Genomic DNA, 25502 nt, shown 5'->3' on the forward strand with positions numbered 1-25502 from the left:
CGCGATACCGCGGGAGAGCGATCAACAACCATCACATACAAAACGAGACCTGCCGTGAACATGAAATCCCGACTCCTGACCATCTGCCTGGCCGCCGCCGCCGTCTGCACCCTGGGCGCCACGCGCGCGCATGCCGCCGTCATCCCGACGACCTACAGCAACAGCACCCCGGTCGCCATCTGCGACCTGTGCACCGTGACCTCGGTGCTCGACGTGACCAGCCATGGCCGCCTGCTCGACGTCAACGCACTGCTCGACATCACCCACAGCTACGACGCCGATCTCACCATCTCGCTGAGCCATGCTGGCACCTCGGTCCTGCTGTCGAACCGCCAGGGCGGCTCGGGCGGGGCCAACTACACGGACACCGTATTCGATGACGGGGCCGCGGTCGCCATCGACGCCGGCTACGCCTACGCGCCCTATACCGGGTCGTTCCGGCCGCAGCAGGCGCTGGCCGCCTTTCTCGGGCAAGACGTGTTCGGACTGTGGACGCTGGTCGTGACCGACCATGAAGCGGGCGACGATGGCCGCATCAACCGCTTCGGGATCACGGTCGAGGCCGAGGCGGTAGCGGAGGTGCCCGAGCCAGGCTCGCTGGCGCTGTTCGGGATCGCGCTGGCAGGCCTGGCTGGCCGGACGCGTCGCACGCGCCGCGCCGATTGACGCGGAAAGGGGACGCCTAACGCAGGAATTCGTTGCGCGGCAGCGGGTGCGTGGAGCGGAACGGAAAGGCGGGCAGTCCCGCCTTGTTCACCAGGTTCGGCTGCGCCGCTTCGTGCCAGCCGAAGCGCACCGACACCGGCTTCGGCACATCCGGCGAAGCGACGATGACCTTGCCGGCATCGATCGTGGCGCTGGCCGGGTGGTAGCGGCCGTCGGCGCCGGCGATCTCGAACCAGTCCAGTGGCTTGCCGTCGCGCGCGGCCAGGCCGTCGGCATGGTCGAAACTCAGCACCGCCTTGGCGCCGCGGATTTCGAGCGACCGGTAGACCGGCCCGTAGGGTTCGATGTCGCTGCGGCGGTAGCTGCTTGCCAGCGCCAGGTTGGCCAGGCGCAGGCCGACCGATTTCTTGTCGCGCGGGTGGATGTCGCGCAGGTCGTCCACCAGGTCGGTGGTGGCGATCATTGCCGTCTTTGGAATGCGCAGCGCCTGCGCCTGCGCTTCCCACAGCAGCGGAGCCGACTCGGCGCCGTGGAACACCCGGTCGGGGCGCACGACCGAATACAGGTGCGGCGCCACCTGCGCATAATAAAACGGGAAGGCGGACTGCCAGCGCTGGCGCCAGCCGGCCACCAAGGCCTCCATCTTGGGCGTGTAGGCGGGGCCGTCGTCGGTATCCATGATGTTCGATTCGCCCTGGTACCAGATCACGCCTTTCAGGGCGAAGGGCGCCAGTCCCGCGATCATGCCGTTGTAGAGGGTCGCATCGTCTTTCTGCGCAGGCGGCTGCAGGTTCTCCGGCGGCGTCCACAGCTCGATGCGCGTGCCGCCGACCGTCGAATCGATCAGGCCTACCGGGGTGCGCAGCTCGGTGTGCAGGCGCCGCCCGAAGTAATACGCCGCCGCCGAGAATTTCGTCGCCTCGACCGACGCCGGCGCGCAGCGCACCCAGCTGCCGCCGACGTCGTCCGCGGCTTGCCCCGATCTGGCGCGCGCCACCTTGAACAGGCGGATGTCGGGATGGCTGGCGGCCGCGATCGCGGCTTCGGCGTCGAAGGTCGGCTTCTGGCCTCGCTGCTCGCCCAGCGGTTTCTGCATGTTCGACTGGCCGGAGGCAAGCCAGACTTCGCCCACCAGCACATCGTCGACGATGATGGCGTTGCTGTCGCCGCGCACGGCCAGCGTGGTCGGGGCGGGAGGCGCGGCCGACAGGTCGAGTTCGATGCGCCACTTGCCGTCGCCGTCGGCGCGGGTGCTGTGCGTCCGGCCGTTGATCTGCACGCTTACCTGTTCCTGCGGCGCGGCCCAGCCCCAGACCGGCACCTTCGCCGCGCGCTGCAGCACCATGTGGTCGGAAATGATGGCCGGCAGGCGCACGGCGGCGCTGGCGGGCGCGCAGCAAAGCAGGAGCAGCCAAACGAAGCCGGCCTGCGGCAGGCCGGGTGGGGTTCTGGTCATGAGAGTCCTCGGATTACCGGGCGGGCAGGTTGGCGCAAGCGTATAACGGGACGCCGGCGGCGTCACCGCCACCCGAAAAACAATCAGCAGGACGATTGAAGGCGTGTATCTGCCTCAGGTGCGCAGCACATAGTCCGGGTACTGGTCGCGCAGGGCGTCGAGCTCGGACAGGGTGCCCGACAGGTGCGTGCGCACCGCCTCCTGGGCACGCGCCGCGTCGCCCTGGCCGATCGCACGCGCGATCTCGTCGTGCTGGTCGATGATCGAGCGCGCCTTGTTATTCAGCGGCAGATGCAGGCGGCGCAGGCGGTCCAGGTTGCCGCTGAGGTTACGGACGACGTCCCACAATTCGCCCAGGCCGGCGGCGCCATACATCCGGCGGTGAAAGGCCTGGTCGGCCGCCGTGAACGAGGCCAGGTCGTCCGCGCCGAGGCTGGCCTGCTGTTGCGCCACCAGCGCCAGCAGCGATCGTTCCAGTTCCGGGTTCGGCGCCTGCGCCAGCAGGCGCACCATTTCCAGTTCGACCGAGACGCGCAGGAAGTGCGCTTGGCGCGCCGAATTCAGGTCGATGGCGCGCACCCGCGTCAGGTGCTGGGGGAAGATCTCGACCAGACGCTCGTCGTCGAGCCGGGCCAGCGCATCGCGGATGGGCGTGTACGACAGGCCGAAATAGTCGGTCAGCTGGGCGCGCGGCAGCACCGTTGCGGGTTTTAGCTGGAGCTCGACGATCAGCTGGCGCAAGTGCTCATATACCTGCACGGTTGCATTGCGCGACCGGTCCAGCCGGAACGTGCCCGACAGCGCGTCGAGGGTCATAAATGGAATAAGTTGATCTGGAAAGCAACATGCTAACACATCAACATTCGGGACCGGAGACCATGGCGCCACCCGCTGCAAATACCTTGTCGGCGATTTAACAACGGCTCCCGATCAACTCGATGATTGGGTGCGTAAGTACACTAGTTGTCAATAAATCTCCATGTTCTAATGTCCTGGCTCGCTAGAGTACTAATACATTAGCTCAAACAACGGAGACAAACATGTTCAAGAAAATTGCCCTGCTGTGCACGCTGTTCGGCTGCTGGATCGGGAGCGCCGCTGCCGCGCCGGTCGGCTGGTACACCCTGGATCTCACCTGGCGCGACGGCAGTTTCAGCGGCCAGATGTTCTACGATAACGCCTCGCCTTACCGCGTGCTGCAAGTCAGCGGCACCCTGACCGACATCGCGCAAACGACCGCGATCACCGACGTCTGGAACGTCTCCCACGCTGAACCCGCGGACCCATGGGCGTCGTTCACGAATGCCAACGGCAGCGATCCGGACGACTACGACGCCGCCTTCTACCTGCACCTGGTCGACCTCGGCGCCAGCCTCGGCGTCGACACGGCGATGGACAACAGCCTGTACGACTGGTCGTCCGACTACGCCTATTACCTTCCGGGCCAGCTCGACCAGTCGCCATTGCTGTCCTGGACCATCGCCGCGGCCGCCGGCGACGTGCCCGAACCGGCCAGCCTCGGCTTGCTGGTTGCCGGCCTGGCCGCTGCCGGCGCCGCACGGCGCAAGGCCGCTCGTGCTGCCTTAGCTCGTACCTGACCAGTTTTCGTTGTCTGCTGCGTTTGCATGACGTTCCGCCCCTGCGGCTCGCCGGGGCATCCCCATCAAAAAACATGACGGAGACAAGCTTGGACATTCTGAACAAAGGAAGGACGGCGCGCACCCTCGGCAGCGCCACGTTGTTGTCGGCAGCGCTCGCCGCTTGCGGCGGCGGAGACAGCATTACGCCGGAAGCGAAAGGGCTGGCCACTGCATCGGTAGTCGGCAGCACGGCGGCCACTGCGGCCAGCGCCGGCCCGGCGCGTGTGATGGAAAACCTGGGCCGCGGCGTGGTCGCGGTGCGCACCTCGACGAGCGCCGCCTTCGTCAGCTGGCGCCTGCTGGGCCTCGACCCCGACGGGATCGCCTTCAACGTCTACCGCTCGCTCAATGGCGCCGCCCCGGTCAAGCTCAACGCGGCGCCGCTGACGGGCGGCACCAACTACAGCGACACGAGCGCCAACCGCGCCCTTGGCGCCTTCACTTATTCGGTGCGGCCGGTGGTGAGCGGCGTCGAGGGGCCTGCCAGCGGATCGTTCACCCTGAAAGCCAACGGCGCATCCGAACCGATCGTGCGCATTCCGCTCGCCGCCGTGCCGGGTGAAGGCTACACCACCAATTACGTCTGGGTCGGCGACCTCGACGGCGACGGCGAATACGACTTCGTGATCGACCGCATCGCCCCCTTCGTCGCCGGCAGCAACGACGACCTCGGCACCGGCAACCAGTACCTCGAAGCCTACAAGCGCGACGGCACCCGGCTGTGGCAAATCGACCTTGGCCCGGGCAGCCGCAACACCTACAACATCACGCCCGGTCCGACCACGCTCAGCATGGGCATGTACGACGGCGTGACCGTGTATGACCTGAACAACGACGGCAAGGCCGAAGTGGTGCTCAAGGTGGCCGATGGCGTCAAGTTCGGCGATGGCAGCACCTTCACCCATGCCGACCCCAACCAGCAGCACTTCGCGGTCCTCGATGGCCTCACCGGCACGCCGCTGGCGACGCGCCCGTTCCCGGCGGACTTCTATGCCCAGGCGGGGCGGATGGGTACCCAGCTCGGCATCGGTTACGCCGACGGCGTCAATCCGACCTTCTATTTCTGGGGCCGCAACCGCAACCGCGACAAGAGCTTCAACGACGTGTTCGCATCCTACACCTGGAGCGGCGGCGCCGAGATCCGCGAAAACTGGCGCATGCCGCTGGACGAGGCCAGCGGCAAGCAGGCCTCGCACCAGATGCGCATCATCGACGTCGACGGCGACGGCAAGGACGAAGTCGCGACCGGCAATTTCATGATCAACAGCGACGGCTCGCTGCGCTACATCCTGCCGGGCGTGATCCACGGCGACCGCTTCTTCATCGGCAAATTCGACAAGCACCATGCCGGCATGCGCGGCTACGGCATCCAGCAGAACAACCCGAGCGGGCTGCTCGAGTATTACTACGATGCGACCGCGGGTTCGATCATCTGGAACCACAGCACGACGCCGGGCAACATCGTCGACGTCGGCCGCGGCCTGGTGGGCGACATCGATCCGCGCTTCCCGGGCTTCGAGGTGTGGTCGTTCTCGGGCGTCTTCAACGGCGAAACCAACACGCTGACCCAGGCCAGCACCGACCTCTCGCCGTGGCCGAGCCATTCGATCTGGTGGGATGGCGACGTGCTGGCCGAAGGGCTGAACGACTTCAAGATCGAGAAGTGGGACCCGCTCGTGCCGCGCACCAGCAACTCGCTGCCGCGCCTGGTCTCGATGACCAGTTCGACCTGGGGTTCGCCGCGCCTGAACAACCGCAATCCGATGTTCTTCGGCGATATCCACGGCGACTGGCGTACCGAGGTCGTGCTGCTCAATAACACGTCCAGCGAGCTGGTGATCTTCACCACCAACCTGCCGACCAGCACCCGCCTGTACACGATGGCGCACAACCCGGCCTACCGCAACCACATGACCATCAAGGGCTACCTGCAATCGCCGCTGCCGGACTATTACATCGGCGACGGCATGGATGCGCCGCCGCGGCCGAACATCCGCTACGTCGGCACCGGCACCAGCGGCGCCGAAACGGCAGTCCTGGGCGGAGGTGCGCAGGTGCGGCGCGACGCCGGCGGCTACCGCGGCGATGGCTACGTCGATTTCCCGGCCAACGGCGGCAGCCTGCAGCTCGCCAACGTGAATGGCGGCGCGGGCGGCCTGAAAACCATCTCGATCCGGTACGCGAACGGCAATCCGACGCCGCGTTCGGGTGTGCTGAAGGTGAACGGCGTGGCGCAGCGCATCACGTTCAAGATCACCGGCAGCTACAGCAACTGGACCACGATCGAGGTGCCGGTCACGCTTGCCGCGGGACTGAACAACACGCTGCGTCTCGAGTCGACCGGGCAGGATCTCGCGAACATCGACGAGATCACGGTGCCCTGAACGGAGGAGACTGTCCGCTGTTGCGGCAGTCTCCTTCACCCGCATATTTCCTGCACAAGCATGCCTTATTTACTCGAGAAACTGGGCGCCGTCGCGATTGTGTTCGCGCGGGTGCTGATAACTGCGCTTGCCATCGTCCTGCCCGCGCAGGCGCACGATCCGTTCGACGGCACGACCCACATCATCGTCGCCGATGACCGCATCGAAGCCCGGGTCACGCTGGGCTACGACGCCGCGCGCGACATGCTGCGCCTGCTCGGCGTGGCGCCGGAGCCGGCCGCGACGATCACGCGCGGCGGCGATGCGCCGGCCGTGCTGCCGCCCGCGCGCGCGGCGGTGTTGATGACCCTGCAATCCGGGCCGCAGTCAGGTTCAATCGCGGCCAGCGCGTTCGCGGCCGTCGGCGGCAGGGAAGAAGTCACTTTCGTGGTCACCTATCCGCGCCCGATCGGCGGCCCCGTTACGGCGCGTGCCGCCTATTTCGACACGGTCGCGTACATGCGTGCCGGGACGCTGGTGGTGACCGACGCCCAACGTCGGGTGCTGGGCAGCGCGCTGCTGTCGAAAGCGAGTCCCGTCGCGGCGGTGCCGCTGGGCGCGCCGGCGCAGGCCCAGGGTGCGGGCTTCGCGGCATTCTTCAAGCTGGGCGTGGAGCACATCCTGACCGGCTTCGACCACCTGTTGTTCCTGTGCGCCTTGCTGGTCACGGTAAGCCGTATCAAGCCGATGCTGGCCATCGTCACCGCCTTCACGCTGGCGCACTCGGCCACGCTGGCGCTGGCGGCATTGGACGTGGTGGCGCTGCCGTCCAGCCTCGTCGAACCGCTGATCGCGGTGTCGATCATCGTCGCCTGCCTCGACAACCTGCTGCGCCGTGGCGATGGCGGCGGCAGCCGCATCTGGCTGGCCGCGGGCTTTGGTTTGATCCACGGCTTCGGTTTTGCCGGCATGCTGCGCGAGGCAATGCTGGCGCAAGGGGGGCAGGGCCTGCTGCTGCCGCTGCTCGCCTTTAACCTCGGGGTCGAAGCCGGGCAGTTGCTGGTGGCGGCGGCGATGATCGCGCTGTTGATGCTCGCGCGCCGCAACGCGCGTCTGCTCCGCTACGGCGCGCCGGCGGTGTCCGGCGTCGTCATCGTCATCAGCGCGTACTGGCTGGTGCAACGAATCCAGGGGAGTTGAACAGCCAGGCGGCTATGCGGATGGGGCGCCCGCCACCGCCTTGCCGTTCACGACCACGTTTTCCAGGCGCACGCCCGCGGCGGCGTCCAGGTCGAGACTGTCCTGCACCAGCTGCACGTCGACGTCCTTGATCAGGATGCCGCTGATGTCGGTCTGGCCCGGATTCGGGCGGATGACGCCAAAGCCGCCGAAGCTGCCGCGGATGCCGACCAGGCTGATGTTGCGGACCACCGACTTTGGCGGCGCCATTCCCTTGAGGTTGGCGTACTGGCTCCATGGCTTGATGGCGATGATCGTGCCGCGCCCGCCCGCCCCATCGAGCGTGATATTGCGGAAATGGATGTCCTCGTAGTGCTGCGGCGTGTCCTGCCGCAGCTTCAATACCGCCATCTGCGTGACGCCGCTGACGCTGCAGTTCTCCACCACGACGTCACGCACCAGGGTCGCCTCGCTGCCGAGCGTCAGGATGCCGTGCCCACGCCTGAAAGTGCAGTTGCGCACCCGGATGCGCTCGACCGGCGGGCTGTCCTTGTCCTCGAGCGCGTGCGGTCCCTTGCTGCCCTTGGCAGCGATGCAGTCGTCGGTCACCGAGAAATAGCAGCCGTCGACCGTCACGTCCTGGCAGCTGTCGAGGTCGATGCCGTCGCTGCTGGGCGCCTGCTTGTAGTCGTCCGGCACCTCGAAGCGAGCGTTGCGCACGACGACGTTGCGGCAGTTGTAGAGGTGCAGGTTCCAGAACTGCGAATCCTTGAAGGTGACGCCGTCGACGACCACGCCGCGCGAGCGCTCGATCAGCGCGAGGCGTGCGCGCGGCAGGCCCAGGTTGGGGAAGTTGTGCGGGTCCGGCGCCGCATTGCGCAGCTTCCAGAACAGGTCCCAGATCGGCCGGCCGGCGCCATCGAACGTGCCTGCGCCGCTGATCGTCAAGCCGTCGCAACCATTCGCATTGATCAGCGCCGGGGTGAACTTGTCCTCGAAATGGCCTTCGATGCGTGTGCGCCGGGCCGGGAAATGCTGCATGTCGGTCGAGCAGCGGATCACCGCGCCCTTGTCCAGGTGCAGGTTGACCTTCGGTTTCAGGAACAGGGCGCCGCTGACGAACACGCCCGCCGGCACCACCACGGTGCCGCCGCCACCCGCCGCCAACTGGTCGATGGCGGCCTGGATGGCTTTGGTGTTGACCGTCGCGCCGTCCGCGAGCGCGCCGAAGGCGGTGATCGTGGCGCGCCTGGCGGCGGTATCGGCCGCGTGCGCGACGGCGCCCAGGAGCGGGGCCGAGAGCATCGACAGCAGGAGGCGGCGGCGGGTACGGTGGGGCATGGTGCGATCCAGTCTGGTTGTCTTCATCGTTAACGTTGCGGCGTCAATGACGCCCTCTTGCGGAAAGGCCTCAGCGGCACTGCGCCTTGACGTCGAGCGTGGGCGCAGGTGCAGGCGTGTCGGCCACCAGCTTGATGCCGCGCGCCGCCGCCGCGCGCGTGATCAGGTTGCCGCCGCCCGGTTCGGCATAGGCCGGATCACGCTGCGCCTCGGCCAGCGTGACGTAGTGCGCGCCGGCGGCGTCGAGCCGGCGCAGCACCTCGGGCAGCGTGACCGCGCTCCAGCCGCCCAGGTGGGTGAGCAGCACTTGCGGGATCACGCGGCCGTAGACGCGCCGCGAATTCTCCTTCATCTGGACGATGCCGGCGTCGATCTCCTGGAAATACTGGCGCTTCATGGCGTCGATCGCCGCCGTGTCGCCCTTCGCCACGCAGCGCGCATAGGCGTCGGTGTAGACCCAGTCGCCAAACGCGAGGCTGACGTCGGCCACCTGGTAGCCGCGCGCGTCGAGGAAGGCGAGCGCCTCGGCGCGCCTGGCGCCGACGGCGAGGTTCGGAAACCGCAGCCAGCGCCAGTTCACGCCGACCATGCGCGCGCTGACCGCCGGCTCCCCGGCCAGCACGTCGGCGCGCCAGGCGTCGAACGAGGACGCGCGTTCCAGGTTCATGTGGCTGGCGGTGTGGTTGCCGAGCGGGTGCCCGGCCTGGCGCCAGAGGTCGAGCACCGCTTCGCTGCCCGGCTCCTTCTCGGCGCGGCCGGCATTCACGAACCCGAATGCTTCGACCACGCCGTGCGCCTTGAGGGTATCGAGCGTGGCGCGGGCGATGCCGATGCGCGTCATCCCGGGCGGAAGGTCGCCGTGCAGCGGCACGTCGTCGACTGTCACGGCGACGTCGAAGCGCTCCGGTGGTTCGGCCAGGGCCGCGGACGTGGCAAGGGTGAGGGCGGCTGCCAGCAGATAGGGCGTGGAAGATGCGGTCATGAGCGGCGTGGCGATGTGGGCGGCGGCGGATACGCGCATCGTCGCATGAATCGGCCGCGCTTGCTTATATGGTGCCATAACGCTCAGGTGCCTGATCGTTTGGGGCGAGGCTTCCACCGACAGCCTCTGGCGCGCGTTCCGTGGTCGCGCGATGATTCGCGAACAACGCACAGACCCGTAGGGTGGACGGCTACACCTATCCAGTTCGCGGACCAGCGGCGTTTGCGCCGCCCACGCGTTCAACCAGCCAGTGATCCGTCGCGAAGTTTCGGAGTGTGGCTGAACGCGTGGGCGGCAACTAGGCAGCAGGCTGGCAAGCGCAAAGGTGTAGCCGCCCACCCTACGGGGCCGAGCGGAAAATGCCAGGCCCTGATCCGCGTATGCGCATTACGTCAACAATCTGATCACACCGAAAAACACCGACGTAGTAAGGTTGGCGATTCAGTATGCACCCTCGAGCCGACGTGATAAAGATCCCCAGCCGTACGGCCGTTCCTTTGCTGGCCGCCATCCTGCCGGTTTCCATCCTGCTGATTGGCTGCGCCGCCGCGCCGCAAGACGCCGTCAGCCTGGTCGACGTCGCCCCCGGCTGGGCCGGCAATTCGGTCAACGCCGTCGTCTTCCGCAAGAATTCGCTGGTCACCCACGGCGATACCCAGTTCATCGCCTTCTACGACCAGGACGGCGTCGTCGTCCTCGGCAAGCGCACCCTCGGCGCCACGCGCTGGGAACTGGCGCGCACCCAGTACCGCGGCAACGTGCGCGATGCCCACAACAGCATCAGCATCATGGTCGACGGCGCCGGTGTCCTGCACATGGCCTGGGACCACCACAACCACGGCCTGCGCTATGCGAAAGCGGTGCGTCCCGGCGCGCTGGAACTGGGCGCGCGCATGCCGATGACGGGCAAGAACGAGGGCTCGGTATCGTATCCCGAGTTCTACCGTCTGCTAGACGGCAACCTGCTGTTCCTGTACCGCGACGGCGGCTCCGGCCGCGGCAACCTGGTCATGAACCGCTACGACGTCGCGCGCGGCACCTGGACCCGCCTGCACGATAACCTGATCAGCGGGGAAGGAAAGCGTAACGCCTACTGGCAAGCCTTCCTCGACCATGCCGGCACCTTCCACCTGTCCTGGGTCTGGCGCGAGTCGCCCGACGTCGCCAGCAACCACGACCTCGGCTACGCGCGCTCGCGCGACGGCGGCGTGAGCTGGGAAACCTCGGCCGGCGTACGCCAGGCGCTGCCGGTGACGGCGGCCAGCGCCGAGTATGCCGCCCGTATCCCGCAGAACAGCGAATTGATCAACCAGACGGCGATGGCGGCCGACCGCCAGGGCAATCCCTACATCGCCAGCTACTGGCGCGACGCCGCTTCGGCCACGCCCCAGTACCGCGTCGTGTACCACGACGGCAAGGCGTGGCAGCGGCTCGACCTCGGCTTTCGCAAGGCGCCGTTCTCGCTCAGCGGCCAGGGCACCAAGGCGATTCCGATCTCGCGCCCGCAGATCATGCTCGACATCCGCGCCGACAAGCCGGCTGGTGTGCTGGTCTTCCGCGACGCCGAGCGTGGCAGCAAGGTGTCGGCGGTCACCATCGACGATTTCCGCGCTGGCCGCTGGCGCGTGCGCGACCTCACCGACGACGCGGTCGGCGCCTGGGAGCCGAGCTTCGACACCGAGCTGTGGAAGCGCTCGGGTGAACTGAACCTGTTCCTGCAACACGTCGACCAGGTCGACGGCGAAGGCAGGAGCGACGCCGCGCCTTCGCCGGTGCGGGTCCTGCAATGGACGCCGCGCTTTTGACATCCCCACGCCAAGGACACATGACGACACGACGACTTTCCCTGAAGGCGGCGCTGGCCGGCGCCAGCGTGCTGGCCTCGGGCTGCGCGATCCGGCCGGCGCCGTCCGCCGCCACCCCGGTCGGCACGACCAAAGCCGAAGTGCTGGCCGCCCTGCGGCTGGCCAACGGCTACTGGCAGCGCACCAACGCGTCCACGTTGTGGGCGTTCTGGGACGTCGCCGCCTACCACACCGGGAACATGGAAGCGTACGCGCTGACCGGCGACGAGACCTGGCGCCAGTATTCCACCGCCTGGGCCGAACACAATGGCTGGAGCGGCGCCCGCTCGAACGACCGGCGCGCCTGGAAGTACAGCTACGGCGAAAAGGACGAGTACGTGCTGTTCGGCGACTGGCAGATCTGCTTCCAGACCTATATCGACCTGTACCGGCTCGACCCAAGCAAGGAACCACGCAAGATCGCACGCGCACTTGAGGTGATGGACTACCAGATGGGAACGCCGAACAAGGACTACTGGTGGTGGGCGGACGGGCTGTACATGGTGATGCCGGTCATGACCAAACTGTACAAGCTGACCGGCGAGCGCCGCTATCTCGACAAGCTGCACGCGTACTTCCTGTACGCCGATCAGCTGATGTTCGACGCCGAGGCCGGCCTGTACTACCGCGACGCGAAATACGTCTACCCGAAGCACAAGAGCGCGAACGGGGGCAAGGATTTCTGGGCGCGTGGCGATGGCTGGGTGTTCGCCGGCCTGGCCAAGGTGCTGGCCGACCTGCCGCGCGACCATCCCGCGTACACGCTCTGCCTGGACCGCTTCCGGCGCATGGCCGTGGCGCTGCGCGCCGCGCAGCAGGCCGACGGCTACTGGACGCGCAGCCTGCTCGACCCGGCGCATGCGCCCGGCCCCGAAACCAGCGGCACCGCCTTCTTCACCTATGGCTTCCTGTGGGGGATGAACCATGGTGTGCTGGATCGCGCCACCCATGCGCCGCTGGTGGAAAGGAGCTGGCGCTTCCTGACCCAGGTGGCGCTGCAGCCGAGCGGCAAGCTGGGCTACGTGCAGCCGATCGGCGAACGCGCGATTCCCGGCCAGGTGGTCGACCGCGAATCGACCGCGCCGTTTGGCGTGGGCGCCTTCCTGCTGGCCGCGGCCGAAATGACCAGGTTCATCGACAACAACGCACAGGGACCAGCATGACCATGCATCCTCAACGCCGCCGCCTGTTGCAAGGCGTCGCCATTGGCGGCGCCTTGCTGCCCTTCGCCGCCCCTGTGCAGGCCCAGGACGCCGCCGCCCGTTTCTCGATCGGGACAAGCGATTTCCTCCTCGACGGCAAACCGCTCCAGATCCGCTGCGGCGAAATGCACTTTGCCCGCGTGCCGCGCGAATACTGGCGCCACCGCTTGCAGGCGATCAAGGCGATGGGCCTGAATACCGTCTGCGCCTACCTGTTCTGGAATTACCACGAATGGCGCGAGGGGAGATACGACTGGCGCGGCCAGCGCGACGCCGCCGAGTTCTGCCGCCTGGCCCAGGCCGAAGGCCTGTGGGTGATCCTGCGTCCGGGCCCGTATGCCTGCGCCGAATGGGAAATGGGCGGGCTGCCCTGGTGGCTGCTCAAGCACGAAGGCGACGCCTTCCTGCGCACGCGCGACGAACGCTTCACGCGGCCGGTACGGCGCTGGCTGGCGGAAGTCGGCCGGGTGCTGGGACCGCAGCAGGTCAGCCGCGGCGGTCCGATCCTGATGGTGCAGGTCGAGAACGAATACGGCTTTTTCGGCGAAGACCTCGACTACATGCGCGCCATGCGCGCGATCCTGCTCGACGCCTTCGACGTGCCGCTGTTCCAGTGCAATCCGACGAATGCGGTGGCGAAGACCCATATTCCCGAGCTGTTCTCGGTGGCGAATTTCGGCAGCGACCCGCAAGCGGGCTTCAAGGCGCTGGCCGCGGTCCAGCAAGGGCCGCTGATGTGCGGCGAATACTATTCCGGCTGGTTCGACACCTGGGGCGCGCCGCACCGCCGCGGCAGCGCCGACAAGGCGGTGGCCGACATCAAGACCATGCTGGCGGCGAACGGCTCGTTCAGCCTGTACATGGCGCACGGCGGCACCACCTTCGGCTTGTGGGGCGGTTGCGACCGGCCGTTTCGGCCGGATACGACCAGCTACGACTACGACGCGCCGATCAGCGAAGCCGGCTGGGTCGGCGAAAAATTCCAGGCGTACCGCGACGGCATCCGCCCCTTCCTCGCGGCCGGAGAGACGCTGCCGCCCGCACCGGCGCCGCTGCCGGTGATCGCCATCGGCGAATTCGCCTTGAGCGAATCGGCGGGCGTGTTCGCCAACCTGCCGCGGCGCGCGATCCGCGCCGTGTCGCCGCGCCCGATCGAACAGTACGACATCAGCCGCGGCCTGGTGGCGTACCGGGTCACGCTGCCGGCCGGCCCGGCCGGAGTGCTGGAAGCGGCGCGCGTGCGCGACCTGGCCTGGGTGTATGTCGATGGCCGCGAGGTCGGCACGATGGACACGCGCCAGCGCCGCTTCCACGTCGACCTGCCGGCGCGCACCAGGCCGGTCACAATCGATATCCTGCTCTACACGATCGCGCGCGTAAACTTCGGCGTCGAGATCCATGACCGCAAGGGCTTGCACGGGCCGGTGCGCTTCGTGCCGCAAGGGGGCGCGCCGCAGGCAGTCGAAGGCTGGACGATCCGTGCCATCGACTTCGACGCCGACGGACAGCTGCCGCCGCTCGCCTTCAAGCGCGGGCGCGCCAAGGGGCCGGCGTTCTGGCGTGGCGGCTTCGAGGTCCGTGAGACGGGAGATACCTTCCTCGACATGTCCGGCTGGGGCCAGGGCATCGTCTGGATCAACGGCCGCTGCCTGGGGCGCTACTGGAGCATCGGCCCGACCCAGACCATGTACCTGCCGGGGCCGTGGATGAAGCGCGGACGCAACGAGGTGGTGGTGCTCGACCTGACCGGGCCGCGCCGCGCCACCATCACGGGCGTGAAGCTGCCGATCCTCGACCAGCTGCATCCCGAGCGCGACCTGCCGCGGCCGGCGAGCAAGGTGCGCCCGCAGCTCGACGGCGTGGCGCCCATCCACGAGGGCGAATTCGCGCCCGGCGCCGCGCGCCAGGACGTGCGCTTTGGCCGGCTTGTCGCCGGCCGCCAGTTCTGCCTCGAGTCGCTCGACGCCTTCGACGGCAAGGACTTCGCCGCGGTGGCCGAGATCGCGCTGCTCGATGCGTCCGGCAAGACGCTGAACCAGTCCGCCTGGACCATCGCCTACGCCAGCAGCGAAGAAGCCGGCAAGGAAGACGGCTCGGCGCTCAACGCCATCAACGGCCAGGCCAGCGACCACTGGCACACGCGCTACAGCGGCAAGACCCCGGCAGGCGGCCATCCGCACCGCCTGATCATCGACCTCGGTGGCCGGGTCGAGGTGAGCGGCCTGCGCTACACGCCGCGCCAGGGCGCGGACGGGGTGACCGGACGTATCCGGCATTATCGGGTGTATATGGGCGACAAGCTGGTGGCGCCGATCTGATGCGTCGCGAGGTATCACCCGGTGGCTGAACGCGTGGGCGGCGCATCCGCAGCGTGGCCGCACGCGTTGGGGTGGAGCCGACCACCCTACGTCCTGTTGCATCGGTAAGGTGGTCGGCTCCACCCGGGATCGTGCGTCGTAGCGACGTGTGCGCCGGCCACGCGTTCACGCGGCGCGCGAGTCGTCGCGAGGTATGACCCGGCGGTTGAACGCTACAGTTACGTGTCCGATATACCTGTAGGGTGGGCGGCTATACCCAGGCGTATGCGTACCTGCTGCCTGACTGCCGCCCACGCGTTCAACCAGCAGGCGATTCGTCGCGAGGTATCACGCGGTGGTTGAACGCGTGGGCGGCGCACGGCAGCGTGGGTGCATGCGTCCGGGTGGAGCCGCCCACCCTACGCCCTGCTGCATATCGTAGGGTGGGCGCCCCTGTGCCCACGCGGTTCGGGGTCGGCACGTACGCGGCGTGGAACTATGGCGCGCGTCGATCACGTCCCGGAAACATCGCTGCCGCATGCAAACGGATACGGTGCACCGCGTGGGCTCGGGGCGCCCACCCTACGGCCTGCTGCACCGGCAGGGCGGTTGGCCATACCGGGGTAACGACCCAACCTTTACCGTCCCGCGGCGGCAAGCGGAGCGGAGCGGTCGAGCCGACGCTGCATGAGTTCCCTGGCCACCGCCAGCGCGTCGTCGGGCTTCGCCGCGATGTCCGGAATGACGCCCACGCCTTCCCAGTTTCCCTGGGTGATCGGGCTGATGGTGCGTCGGCTCGGTATCACGGCCAGGAAATGCTCGGCAATCCGATAAGGACGAGCGGGGTGGGCGCCGCCCCAGGTGCGCGCGCCGATTACCGTGGCGCGTTTCATGGCCTGCATCGTGTAGGCGAAGTCTTCGCCGGCGGACATCGTGCCGGGGCCAGCCAGGATCAGGACCGGCTTCGTGCCGCCATAGCGTTTGCCGCCCAGCGTGTCTTGGGTCCACTGCTGCGTGCTGATGCCGGTATTGCGGTCCCAGATGTCGTTCAGGCGCGTACGCCCGTCGACGAAATAGCTGGCCAGCAGGGCCACCGCTTGCGGCGTGCCGCCGCCGTTGCTGCGCAGGTCGACGATGAGGCCGTCGGTGCCGGCAAGTTCGTTCATCGTCGTGGCGTATTTTTCGGTCATGAGGAAATCGGGCGGGAAGCCGGACAACTTCAGGTAGCCGATGTTGGGGCTCAGGTGCTCGACCTGTTCCACGCTCTCGTTTGCCCTGCGGCGCATGAGCAGGCGCACGAGCAGGTTGGTACGCTGTTCCCACTCCGCTTGCGACGCCGGTGGCGGCTTCACGGCATCGTCGTGCGGCACCGGCCGGGCGCTGAACCAGACCGACATATGCAGGTCACGGGCGACGCCGCGCAGGTCGTCAGTGAGCTGCTTTGCCAGCGCTCTGCCATCCGTGAACCCATCGTACTTGCCCTCCTGCTGGCGCCGGCGCAGCACCGCTTCCATCTGCCTGGCCTTGTCGGGAAAGACATAGTGATCGTTCAGCTTCGCCACCAGCGCATCGATTGCCTGCACCCGCATTGCGCTGTCGACGACGACCTTCGGCGGTGGACGCAAGTCGTCCCATAGTGGCCGCCACAGGGGCAAGGTGGCAAGGGCGCCGATTGCGGTCAGCACCAGCAAAGACGGGATGACGATCCATTTTTTTTTCATTTTCATCCTCTGGCTGTAGCACGTGGGTTAATGTGGAATCAGGCGCATCAGAAACGATTTCTTCATCGATGAGGTAACGATGTGAATTGAGAATGGCACAACCATTGCTATGTACTAGCAATTATTACTGCGTCTCTGGCGTACTTGTGGGGAGGTTCGGCTGGCGTGGGGATTCAGCGCAGAAGCGAATCGGATCGGAACAAGCGCAAGACGAGACCGCCCCACGAATGGGGCAGCGAAAGCGCTCGGGAAGTGGCTTGCGGGGGACGCGCCTGAATGCTTCAGGCGCTAGTACTTGACCGGATAATCCTTGGCAAACGGCTGCCCGGCGAACGCCTTCTTCTGGGTCCACGCCTGCGCTGGCGCCGTCCAGTAGGAATCGGTCTCGGGCAGGCCGAGCGGCAGGAAGCTGGCCGAGGCGATGTACATGCTGCCGTTGTTGGAATACCAGTCGCCCAGTTGCGGCTGGTGGCCGACGAAGCCGATGGTGAGATAACCGTCGCGGGTGAAGTTGCCCGGCTCGCTCCAGATCGCCTTGTGCACCGCATGCATGGCGGCGCGCACCTGGCCCTCGGGCAGGCTGGCCGGCAGCTGCTTGCGCCAGGCCAGCAGCGCCAGCGGCTGGAAGGCGGCGGTGCGGTAGGTCAGCGAGCGGCCGATCGGCGGAAAGCTGCCCTCGGGCGAGACGAAGCGTTCCAGGTGCTCGGCGTAGCGCTGCATGCGCTTGAGGGCCTGGGCGTGCAATTCCGCCGGCTTGGCGTTCCAGAACGGCGCCTTGAAGCGCGCCAGCACTTCCAGGATCTCGACCATCATCGGATGCATGACAAAGGCGCCGTAATAGTCGAAGTGGAAGGCGTCGCCATCCTTGACCCAGCCGTCGCCGACATACCATTCGTTGATCTTGCGGATCGCGCCGTTCAGGCGCATCGGGTCGTGTTCCTCGCCGATGGAAAGCAGCCAGGCTTCGTTCATCGCGGCGAACAGCAGCCAGTTGATGTAGGGCGGATCGATGCGGCGCAGCGCCTTGATTTCGGCGACGATGCGCCCCTTGGTAACGCTGTCGAGCGGGTCCCACAGCACGCCTGGCGCGCGCATCAGCGCATTCGTGAAATAGGCCGAATCGACCAGTGCCTGGCCGCCGCCTTTCCACGCCAGGTAGTCCGGGCTGGCGGGATCGACCGCGTTCACGTAGCTTTGCAGGGCGAGCTGCTGCAGGCGGCGCCGGGTGCGGCCCTCCGCCGTGTCGGTCGCGGGCAGTGCCAGCCAGGGCGCCGCGCCCGCCATCAGGCGCGCGAAGCATTCGAGGTAGGCGACGCGGCGGTCGCGCCCGTCCCAGGTCGGGCTCAGTTCCAGCGCAAAGTGCTTTTGCAGTGTGCCGTTGGCCATGTTCGACAGCACCGGCTCGGCCATTTTCTGCAGCAGGCCGGCCATGAAGGCACGCTCGCCCGTGGGTGTAACAGCCGGCACGGCGGCGCCGGCCGTCGCCAGCGCACCGCTGGCCGATCCGGCCGCCACCATGCGCATGAAGTGTCGTCGTTCCATGTGCTGCCCGGCCACGCGCGTCACACTGTCGCCAGGCCGGCGCCGCCGGCGGCGCGGCACACGTAGATCGTGGCAGCCTCGCCGTTCGGGGCACGGTAGCTTTCTCCAACCGCCGCGCGCACCGTCTCGACCAGCGCCTGCGGCACCAGCGCCACCACGCAGCCGCCGAAGCCGCCGCCGGTCATGCGCACGCCGCCGGCGTTGCCGATCACGTCCTTGACGATGCCGACCAGCTGGTCGATGGGCGGCACGGTGATCTCGAAGTCGTCGCGCATCGAGGCATGCGAAGCGGCCATCAGCTCGCCCATGCGTTCGAGGTCGCCGGCGGCCAGCGCCTGCGCCGCCGCGGCCACGCGTGCGTTCTCGGTGACGACGTGACGCGCACGGCGCAGCACGATCGGGTCGAGCTCGGCGCCGCGCGCATCGAGCATGGCCATGTCGACGTCGCGCAGGGCGGGCACGCCAAAATGGCGCGCCGCCTCCTCGCATTGCAGGCGGCGCGTGTTGTAGGCGCTGTCGACCAGGCCACGCGTGACCTGCGAATTGAAGATCATGATCGCGGCGCCGGCCGGAATCGGCACCGGTTCCACCGCCAGCGAGCGGCAGTCGATCATCAGGGCATGGTCCTGGATGCCGGCGGCGGAACTGATCTGGTCCATGTTGCCGCACTTGCAGCCGACGAAGTCGTTTTCGGCGCGCTGGGCGATCAGCGCCAGGTCGATCGGCGTCCAGCCTTCGAAGCCCGGCAGCGACGCGAACAGCCGGCACACCGCCACCGACAGCGACGCCGACGACGACAGGCCGGCGCCTTGCGGAACGTCGCCGGCAATGGCCAGGTCCATGCCGCGCATCGGCAGTCCACGCCGCACCATCTCGTCGATGACGCCGCGCACGTAGTTGGCCCACATCGGCGCGTCCAGGCGCGCGATCGGCGCGTCGAGCGAATATGCGTCGATGGCGCCGTCGTAGTCGGCGGCCACCACGCGCACCAGGTGGTCGTCGCGCTGGCGCGCCACGATCACGGTGCGGTAGTCGATCGCGCAGGGCAGCACCAGGCCATCGTTGTAGTCGGTATGTTCGCCGATCAGGTTGACGCGGCCCGGCGCCTGGACGCGGATCGACTCGGCTTCGCCAAAGGCGGCATGGAAAATGGCGGCCGCACGGGCCATGGGAGAATTGGGCATGTTTTAGTTATCGTTGTTGGTTATTCGCGTCGGTGGCGTGCAGATAGTGAACGTCCGATACCGCGCGCAGCTGGGCGGCCGCCTGTTCCGGCGTCAGGTCGCGCTGGGTCTCGGCCAGCATCTCGAAGCCGACCATGAACTTGCGCACCGAGGCCGAGCGCAGCAGGGGCGGGTAGAAGTGGGCGTGCAGCTGCCATGGCGCCGTGTCGTCGTCTCCATACGGCGCACCGTGCCAGCCCATCGAGTACGGGAAGGAGCACTGGAACAGGTTGTCGTAGCGGATGGTGAGCTGGCGCAGGGCCAGCGCCAGGTCGGCGCGCTGCTCGGTATTCAGGTCTTCCAGGCGCTTGACCGCGAAGCGCGGCAGCAGCAGGGTTTCGAACGGCCAGCTGGCCCAGTAGGGCACCACGGCGAGCCAATGTTCGGTGCTGACGACGACGCGTTCGCCGGATGCCGCTTCGCGCTCCACGTAGTCGAGCAGCATCGGCTTGCCCTGCTGCGCGAAGTAGTCGCGCTGCTGGACGTCTTCGGTGGCCGGCAGGTCGGGCAGGAAGCTGCTGGCCCAGATCTGTCCGTGCGGGTGCGGATTCGAGCAGCCCATCACGGCGCCCTTGTTCTCGAATACCTGCACCCAGCGGTGGCTGGCGCCGAGTTCCGCGGCTTGTTCGCACCAGGTGTCGATCACGGCTTCGATCGCCGGCAGGGTCAGCAGCGGCAGCGATTTGCCGTGGTCCGGCGAGAAGCAGATGACGCGGCTGGTGCCGCGCACGCTCATGGTCTGGAACAGCGGGTCGGCGCCGGGCGCGGCGTCGGGCGTGTCGGCTTTCAGGGCGGCGAAGTCGTTGGTGAACACATAAGTGCCTTCGTACGACGGATTCTGCTCGCCGTTGACGCGCGTATTGCCGGCGCACAGATAGCAGGACGGGTCGTGGGCGGGCTGCACCGTGCGGTCGACGGCTTCCTGCTGGCCCTGCCACGGACGCTTGGCGCGGTGCGGCGACACCAGCACCCATTCGCCCATCAGGGGGTTGTAGCGGCGGTGGGGATCATCCGAAGGGTTGAACATGGGTTCCTCTTTTCAGGTAAAAAGTTCTCAGCAGTGCCGCCCCATGCTGAGCATGGCGGCGGCGGAATCTTTGCACAAAAATCAATCCATGACCAAGGAGCTGGCGAAACTCTCAATGGGCTGATCATTTATACCAAATCCGGCGCCGAACCCCTGTTTTGCTTGCGGCGGCGGCCAGCCCCTGCATAGACTGGCAGCCCGTTCATGTTGATGAATGCATCACGATGATTTCTGCCGACTCCTTCGCATGGCGCGTAGCCGCCGTACTGTTCCTCTTCGTCTCCTTCATGGCCGTCGGCCAGGCGCATGCGGCCACCACCAGCCTGAACGCGTCCTGGCTGTTCCACCGCGATGACGCGCGTAGCGCCGCCACGGTGGAGGCGGTGCCCGCCGGCGCCTGGACCCGGGTCGACCTGCCGCATGCGGCGCGCATCGAGCCGCGCGTGCCCAGCGCGCCGTGGCAGGGTACCGTGTTCTATAAAAAGCGCCTGCAGGTCAGCCTGCGCCCGGGCGAGCGCGCCATCCTGCGCTTCGAGGCGGTGATGAACGTGGCCGACGTCTGGCTCAACGGCCGGCATCTGGGCCAGCACCTGGGCGGTTACCTGCCGTTCGCCTTCGACATCACCGACGCCCTCAACGCGCGCGGCGACAACGAGCTGGTGGTACGCGCCAACAACGAAGACAACCCGATCACCGGCCCGAAGCCGCTCAAGCAGCTCGACTACATCCAGCACGGCGGCATCTACCGCGGCGTAAGCTTGATCATCAAGCCGGCGCTGCACATCACCGACGAGATGCTGTCGAATACGCCGGGCGGGGGCGGCGTGTTCGTCACCTATCCCCAGGCGGACAAGTCGGCGGCCGTGGTGCAGGTGCGAACCGAGGTCGCCAACACCGCGGCGCAGGCGCGCACGGTCACGCTGCGCCATGCGCTGGCCTGGCAGGGCCGGCAGGTCGCGCAGGGGCAGCAGCAGGTGCGCCTGGCTGCCGGCGAACGGCGCCACGTCACCACTGCACTGAAACTCGCTCGACCTAAGCTGTGGTCGCCGCGGGCGCCGAATCTGTATGATTTGACGACGACGCTACGCGGCAGCGGCGCTGCCGACCGCGTAACGACCCGCATCGGCGTGCGCCGCCTCGCCTTCGAGGGCGGGCGCCTGCTGCTCAACGGCGCGCCGCTGCAGCTGCGCGGCGTTAACCGCCACCAGGAGTATCCGTACGTCGGCTACGCCCTGTCGGAAGGGGCGGACCGGCGCGATGCGCTGCTGATCAAGAAGCATGGCTTCGACTACGTGCGGCTGTCGCACTATCCGCAGTCGCCGGCCTTCATGGCGGCGGCCGACGAGCTTGGCCTGATGGTGGTGCCCGGCATTCCCGGCTGGCAGTTCTACAATCCCGACCCGGCCTTTGGCCGGCAAGTGCTGCGTACCTGCGCCGACATGATCCGGCGCGACCGCAACCATCCGAGCGTGCTGGCCTGGGAATGTTCGCTCAACGAGACGAAGATGCCCGATGCGCTGCTGCGGGCGCTGCACGATACCGTGCACGCCGAATACCCGGGCGACCAGGCCTTTTCGGCCGGCTGGGTGCCCGAGCCCTACGACATCTACCTGCAGGCGCGCCAGCACCGGCTGGGCAGCAAGCATGCGCTGCCGGCCAAGCCCTACATCGTCTCCGAATACGGCGACTGGGAATACTACGCCATGAACGCGGGCCTGAACCAGACCGCCTGGGCCGACCTGAAGCCCGCCGACCGCTCCAGCCGCCAGTCGCTGGGCCAGGGCGAGGCGCGCCTGCTGCAGCAAGCGCGCAACGTGGCCGAATCCCATGACGACAATGCCGCCACGCCGGCGTTTGCGGACGGCTACTGGGTGATGTTCGACTACGCGCGCGGTTACGCCACCGACCTCGAGGAATCGGGTGCGATGAGCATCGAGCGCCTGCCGAAGTTCGCGGCCGAGTTTTTCCGCTCCCAGCGCGACGCCGCCGAACGCTCGCCGCAATGGGGCGGCGGGCCGATGGTCTTCATCGCCAGCTACTGGCAGCCCGATTCGTCGCCGCGCGTGCGCGTCTTCACGAATGCCGACGAAGTCGAACTGCGCCTGAACGGCACATTGGTCGAGCGCCGCACGGCACGCCCCGCATCCGCCCATCCGCGCCTGACACATCCGCCGCTGGAATTCGACACCGGCGCCTTCGCCCCCGGCGAACTGGTGGCCACGGCCTACAGCGGCGGCCGCGTCGTCGCCGAGCACCGTGTGCGTACGCCGGGCGAGCCGGTGCGGCTGGTGCTGGCATGGGATGACCTTGGTGTGCCCATGACCGCCGGCGACCTGGTCTTCGTGCGTGCGCGCCTGGTCGATGCAAACGGTACCACGGTACCCACCAGCGGACGGCAAGTCAGCTTTTCGAACGCAGGCGGTGCGGAGATCGTCGGCAGTCCTGAGGTCACGACCGAGGCGGGCATTGCCAGCGTGCTGGTGCGGGTCGGGGCAGGGAAGGCGAGCCTGGCCGCGCGGGCCGGGGCGCTCGAAGGGACCATCCAATGAGAGAAGGAGCGAACTTGCATATAGTGGCTGACGTAAACAACCAGCTCGGCGAATGCGTGCTGTGGTGCGCCACGAGCGAACGCGTATTCTGGACCGACATCCTCGGCGCGACCCTGTACGCGCACGACCTCGAAGGCGACGCCACCGTCAGCTGGCCCATGCCCGAGCGGCTGGCCTCGTTCGCACTGACCCGTCACGCCGACCGGCTGCTGCTGGGACTGGCGTCGCAGCTCGCCTTGTTCGACCTGGGGACGGGCGAGCTGACGCCGCTGTGCGCCGTCGAGCCGGACCTGCCCACGCGCCTGAACGACGGCCGCTGCGACCGCCAGGGCAATTTCGTGTTCGGTACCCTATGCGAAACGGAGCCGAAAGCGCCGATCGGGTCCTTCTACCGCCTCAATGCCGAGGGCCTGACGCTCGAGCGCCTGCCGCTGCGTAAAGTCGCGATCGCCAACAGCATCTGCTTCAGCCTCGACGGCGCTACCCTCTATTACTGCGATTCGCCCGAGCGGGCGATCCGCTGCTGCGATTATCCGTCGCTCGCCAACGACCGCATCTTCGCCCGGGTGCAGGGCGAGGGCGAACCCGATGGTTCCTGCATCGATGCCGACGGCTACCTGTGGAATGCGCAGTGGGGCGGCGCCGCGCTGGTGCGCTACGCGCCGGACGGCACGGTCGAGCGCATCGTGGAGACGCCGGCGCGCCAGCCCAGCTGCGTTGCCATCGGCGGGCCCGGACTCGATCGACTGCTGTGCACCAGCGCGCGCGTCGGCCTCGTTAACCCGGCCGCTGCCGACGGCGCGCTGCTGTCGCTGGCTCCTGGGACCGTGCGCGGCGTCGAGGAATGCCGTTTTGCCGGACACCCACCGCATGACAACCAATGCCTGGAGTTTTCCGATGATTGAACACCTGCGCCTTGCAGCGCTGGCCCTGGTCCTGGGCGCGCCGATGTGCTTTGCGCAAGCGCCCGCCGAGCCGACCATCCGCAACGGCGTCTTCTGGAAGGACACGGCCGGCACGCCGATCTACTCCCAGGGCGGCGGCATGCTCAAGATCGGCGCCAAATACTACTGGTACGGCGTCAGGTACGACGAGGCTGTTGCTTATGCCAAGTCGCCGCGTGCGCACGCGCCGCACGCTCACTTCAGCGCCGTCACCGCCTATTCGTCAACCGACCTGGTGAACTGGACCCCCGAGGGCGACGTGCTGACCCCGGCCGGCCTCGGCAAGCTCGCCGACCCCAAGGCCTGGCTCGGGCGCATGGGCGTGGTCTACAACAAGCTCACGCGCAAGTACGTGCTGCTGATCCAGTACGGCGGCAAGGCTGGCGCCGGCCTGCTGTTCGCGACGAGCGACGCGCCCACCGGTCCCTTCGTGTTCGCGCGGCTGCAGGAAAAGCTCGAGAACGTCGCTTCGCCGACCTCGGGCGACCAGACCGTCTTCACCGACGACGACGGCCAGCCTTACCTCATCTTCAGCAACAACGGCGACCGCCGCAGCCTGTACGTCGCGCCCTTGCGCGGGTCCGACTTCCTGCAGGTCGAGGCGGCGACCAACGTCCATCGCGCGCCAGGCGGCGGGCGCGAGGGCAATGCGATGTTCAAGCGAGACGGGCTGTATTATTTCTTCTCGTCCGACCTGCATGGCTGGAACGCGTCGCGCAGCTATTACATGACCGCGCCGCGCATCACCGGCCCCTACACGCCGGAAAAGCTCCTGCCCGGCACCGATGCCGACTTTTCGCACGTGTCGCAGAACGGCTTCTTCATTCCCGTGCAGGGCAAGGCCGGGACCACGGTGCTGTATGCAGGCGACCGCTGGAGCAATTTTGCCGGCAACGGCCACGGCTACAACATCTGGACGCCGCTGTCGTTCAAGGGCGCCGAGCCGAGCTTCAATTCGCTCAGCGAATTCACCCTGGACGCCGGCGCCGGCACCTGGCGTGTCGGCAAGGGCAACAACTACCTGCTCAATCCCGGCTTCGAGGCCGACCGGGTGCGCCAGACCGGCGTCGCCGGCTGGGTCAGCAGCTGGACCAGCCTGGGCGGGGACGCACCCTTCGTCAACACCCTGGACGGGCGTACCGGCCGCTGGGCGCTGACGCTGCGGCACCCGGGCAAGACCATGGGCAGCGCGGTCCAGAACGTCACGCTGCCGAACGGCGTCTATACCCTCAAGGTGTGGGCACGCAGCAGCGGCGGGCAGGGCGTAGCACGACTGTACGCCAGCGGCCACGGCGGACCCGAGCTGGTACGCAGTCTCGACAAGCCGGTCGGCGCATGGACCGAGATCACGCTGCCGGGCATCCGGGTCGAGACCGGCAGCGTCCAGGTCGGCGTGTACACGGAAGGGAAAGAGGGCGATTGGGTCAGCCTGGACGATTTCAGCCTCGTGCGCGAATGAACTAGACATATCGATTTCGGTATCGGTAAGGCGAAATAAGTGATTGGAAAGTTATTGCTCTGAACTT

Annotated in this window: 18 protein-coding genes; 10 read left to right on the forward strand and 8 right to left on the reverse strand. The window is 67.4% G+C overall.

Going from position 1 to position 25502, the window contains the following annotated elements:
• Window positions 1-60 precede the first annotated feature (60 nt).
• Window positions 61-666, forward strand: coding sequence for a proprotein convertase P-domain-containing protein (locus IFT60_RS26290; RefSeq protein WP_197986352.1), 606 nt, complete (start codon window positions 61-63; stop codon window positions 664-666).
• A gap of 16 nt (window positions 667-682) precedes the next feature.
• On the opposite strand, the gene IFT60_RS15355 is transcribed toward IFT60_RS26290, so the two are convergent.
• Together IFT60_RS15355 and IFT60_RS15360 are read right to left on the reverse strand one after the other, a co-directional pair.
• Window positions 683-2122, reverse strand: coding sequence for a sialate O-acetylesterase (locus tag IFT60_RS15355; RefSeq protein ID WP_192053009.1), 1440 nt, complete (start codon window positions 2120-2122; stop codon window positions 683-685).
• A gap of 114 nt (window positions 2123-2236) precedes the next feature.
• Complete coding sequence (locus IFT60_RS15360; RefSeq protein WP_192053011.1) at window positions 2237-2938, reverse strand: GntR family transcriptional regulator; 702 nt, start codon at window positions 2936-2938, stop codon at window positions 2237-2239.
• A gap of 224 nt (window positions 2939-3162) precedes the next feature.
• On the opposite strand from IFT60_RS15360, the gene IFT60_RS15365 reads away from it, so the two are divergent.
• The 3 genes from IFT60_RS15365 to IFT60_RS15375 all read left to right on the forward strand — a co-directional run bounded on the left by IFT60_RS15365 (window position 3163) and on the right by IFT60_RS15375 (window position 7325).
• Complete coding sequence (locus IFT60_RS15365) at window positions 3163-3720, forward strand: PEP-CTERM sorting domain-containing protein (RefSeq protein ID WP_192053012.1); 558 nt, start codon at window positions 3163-3165, stop codon at window positions 3718-3720.
• Window positions 3721-3809: 89 nt separating this feature from the next.
• Entirely contained in the window at window positions 3810-6146 is a 2337-nt protein-coding gene (locus IFT60_RS15370) for a rhamnogalacturonan lyase family protein (protein WP_197986348.1), read from the forward strand.
• A gap of 60 nt (window positions 6147-6206) precedes the next feature.
• Window positions 6207-7325, forward strand: coding sequence for a HupE/UreJ family protein (locus tag IFT60_RS15375; RefSeq protein WP_192053014.1), 1119 nt, complete (start codon window positions 6207-6209; stop codon window positions 7323-7325).
• 12 nt (window positions 7326-7337) lie between these two features.
• Here IFT60_RS15375 and IFT60_RS15380 read toward each other — a convergent pair whose 3' ends face one another.
• Window positions 7338-8645 carry a glycoside hydrolase family 28 protein gene (locus tag IFT60_RS15380; protein WP_192053015.1) on the reverse strand — a complete coding sequence of 436 codons (1308 nt, stop codon included), beginning with the start codon at window positions 8643-8645 and terminating at the stop codon, window positions 7338-7340.
• Window positions 8646-8715: 70 nt separating this feature from the next.
• Window positions 8716-9666 (reverse strand): polysaccharide deacetylase family protein, encoded by a 951-nt coding sequence (locus tag IFT60_RS15385; RefSeq protein ID WP_197986349.1) that lies wholly within the window; start codon window positions 9664-9666, stop codon window positions 8716-8718.
• A 425-nt stretch (window positions 9667-10091) separates the two neighbouring features.
• Between IFT60_RS15385 and IFT60_RS15390 the strand changes: the two genes are divergently transcribed.
• The 3 genes from IFT60_RS15390 to IFT60_RS15400 are packed head-to-tail and all read left to right on the forward strand — an operon-like array spanning window position 10092 to window position 14991.
• Window positions 10092-11432: a BNR repeat-containing protein gene (locus IFT60_RS15390; RefSeq protein ID WP_374001046.1), complete on the forward strand. Its 1341-nt coding sequence runs from the start codon at window positions 10092-10094 to the stop codon at window positions 11430-11432.
• 20 nt (window positions 11433-11452) lie between these two features.
• Window positions 11453-12634 carry a glycoside hydrolase family 88/105 protein gene (locus IFT60_RS15395; protein WP_192053019.1) on the forward strand — a complete coding sequence of 394 codons (1182 nt, stop codon included), beginning with the start codon at window positions 11453-11455 and terminating at the stop codon, window positions 12632-12634.
• Window positions 12631-14991: a beta-galactosidase gene (locus tag IFT60_RS15400; protein WP_192053021.1), complete on the forward strand. Its 2361-nt coding sequence runs from the start codon at window positions 12631-12633 to the stop codon at window positions 14989-14991. Before IFT60_RS15395 ends, IFT60_RS15400 begins: the two co-directional genes overlap by 4 nt.
• Before the next feature lie 617 nt (window positions 14992-15608).
• Here IFT60_RS15400 and IFT60_RS15405 read toward each other — a convergent pair.
• The 4 genes from IFT60_RS15405 to IFT60_RS15420 form a co-directional block, all read right to left on the reverse strand.
• The gene (locus IFT60_RS15405; RefSeq protein WP_192053023.1) at window positions 15609-16691 is read right to left on the reverse strand and encodes a S41 family peptidase; all 1083 of its coding nucleotides are present in this window, start codon (window positions 16689-16691) and stop codon (window positions 15609-15611) included.
• A 288-nt stretch (window positions 16692-16979) separates the two neighbouring features.
• Window positions 16980-18233 (reverse strand): DUF2264 domain-containing protein, encoded by a 1254-nt coding sequence (locus IFT60_RS15410; RefSeq protein WP_192053025.1) that lies wholly within the window; start codon window positions 18231-18233, stop codon window positions 16980-16982.
• Window positions 18234-18253: 20 nt separating this feature from the next.
• Window positions 18254-19417, reverse strand: coding sequence for a galactokinase (gene galK, locus IFT60_RS15415; RefSeq protein WP_192053027.1), 1164 nt, complete (start codon window positions 19415-19417; stop codon window positions 18254-18256).
• A 7-nt stretch (window positions 19418-19424) separates the two neighbouring features.
• The gene (locus IFT60_RS15420) at window positions 19425-20483 is read right to left on the reverse strand and encodes a UDP-glucose--hexose-1-phosphate uridylyltransferase (protein ID WP_192053029.1); all 1059 of its coding nucleotides are present in this window, start codon (window positions 20481-20483) and stop codon (window positions 19425-19427) included.
• Between the two features lie 224 nt (window positions 20484-20707).
• Between IFT60_RS15420 and IFT60_RS15425 the strand changes: the two genes are divergently transcribed.
• Genes IFT60_RS15425 through IFT60_RS15435 form a run of 3 tightly spaced genes read left to right on the forward strand, consistent with a single transcriptional unit; the run spans window position 20708 to window position 25435 of the window.
• Entirely contained in the window at window positions 20708-23032 is a 2325-nt protein-coding gene (locus IFT60_RS15425) for a glycoside hydrolase family 2 TIM barrel-domain containing protein (RefSeq protein ID WP_192053031.1), read from the forward strand.
• Complete coding sequence (locus IFT60_RS15430) at window positions 23029-23937, forward strand: SMP-30/gluconolactonase/LRE family protein (RefSeq protein WP_192053033.1); 909 nt, start codon at window positions 23029-23031, stop codon at window positions 23935-23937. The genes IFT60_RS15425 and IFT60_RS15430 overlap by 4 nt, the downstream gene beginning before the upstream one ends.
• Window positions 23930-25435, forward strand: a complete 1506-nt coding sequence (locus tag IFT60_RS15435) for a family 43 glycosylhydrolase (RefSeq protein ID WP_192053034.1) — start codon at window positions 23930-23932, stop codon at window positions 25433-25435. Before IFT60_RS15430 ends, IFT60_RS15435 begins: the two co-directional genes overlap by 8 nt.
• The last annotated feature ends 67 nt before the right edge of the window (window positions 25436-25502 follow it).

It is taken from the genome of Massilia sp. CFBP 13721 (assembly GCF_014842025.1).
GTDB lineage: Bacteria > Pseudomonadota > Gammaproteobacteria > Burkholderiales > Burkholderiaceae_D > Telluria.

What these genes read in the sequence shown, in the direction of transcription:
- IFT60_RS26290 (WP_197986352.1), top strand. Translation starts at nt 61, where the DNA reads ATGAAATCCCGACTCCTGACCATCTGCCTGGCCGCCGCCGCCGTCTGC.
- IFT60_RS15355 (WP_192053009.1), bottom strand. Translation starts at nt 2,122, where the DNA reads ATGACCAGAACCCCACCCGGCCTGCCGCAGGCCGGCTTCGTTTGGCTG.
- IFT60_RS15360 (WP_192053011.1), bottom strand. Translation starts at nt 2,938, where the DNA reads ATGACCCTCGACGCGCTGTCGGGCACGTTCCGGCTGGACCGGTCGCGC.
- IFT60_RS15365 (WP_192053012.1), top strand. Translation starts at nt 3,163, where the DNA reads ATGTTCAAGAAAATTGCCCTGCTGTGCACGCTGTTCGGCTGCTGGATC.
- IFT60_RS15375 (WP_192053014.1), top strand. Translation starts at nt 6,207, where the DNA reads ATGCCTTATTTACTCGAGAAACTGGGCGCCGTCGCGATTGTGTTCGCG.
- IFT60_RS15380 (WP_192053015.1), bottom strand. Translation starts at nt 8,645, where the DNA reads ATGCCCCACCGTACCCGCCGCCGCCTCCTGCTGTCGATGCTCTCGGCC.
- IFT60_RS15385 (WP_197986349.1), bottom strand. Translation starts at nt 9,666, where the DNA reads ATGCGCGTATCCGCCGCCGCCCACATCGCCACGCCGCTCATGACCGCA.
- IFT60_RS15395 (WP_192053019.1), top strand. Translation starts at nt 11,453, where the DNA reads ATGACGACACGACGACTTTCCCTGAAGGCGGCGCTGGCCGGCGCCAGC.
- IFT60_RS15400 (WP_192053021.1), top strand. Translation starts at nt 12,631, where the DNA reads ATGACCATGCATCCTCAACGCCGCCGCCTGTTGCAAGGCGTCGCCATT.
- IFT60_RS15405 (WP_192053023.1), bottom strand. Translation starts at nt 16,691, where the DNA reads ATGAAAAAAAAATGGATCGTCATCCCGTCTTTGCTGGTGCTGACCGCA.
- IFT60_RS15410 (WP_192053025.1), bottom strand. Translation starts at nt 18,233, where the DNA reads ATGGAACGACGACACTTCATGCGCATGGTGGCGGCCGGATCGGCCAGC.
- galK (WP_192053027.1), bottom strand. Translation starts at nt 19,417, where the DNA reads ATGCCCAATTCTCCCATGGCCCGTGCGGCCGCCATTTTCCATGCCGCC.
- IFT60_RS15420 (WP_192053029.1), bottom strand. Translation starts at nt 20,483, where the DNA reads ATGTTCAACCCTTCGGATGATCCCCACCGCCGCTACAACCCCCTGATG.
- IFT60_RS15425 (WP_192053031.1), top strand. Translation starts at nt 20,708, where the DNA reads ATGATTTCTGCCGACTCCTTCGCATGGCGCGTAGCCGCCGTACTGTTC.
- IFT60_RS15430 (WP_192053033.1), top strand. Translation starts at nt 23,029, where the DNA reads ATGAGAGAAGGAGCGAACTTGCATATAGTGGCTGACGTAAACAACCAG.
- IFT60_RS15435 (WP_192053034.1), top strand. Translation starts at nt 23,930, where the DNA reads ATGATTGAACACCTGCGCCTTGCAGCGCTGGCCCTGGTCCTGGGCGCG.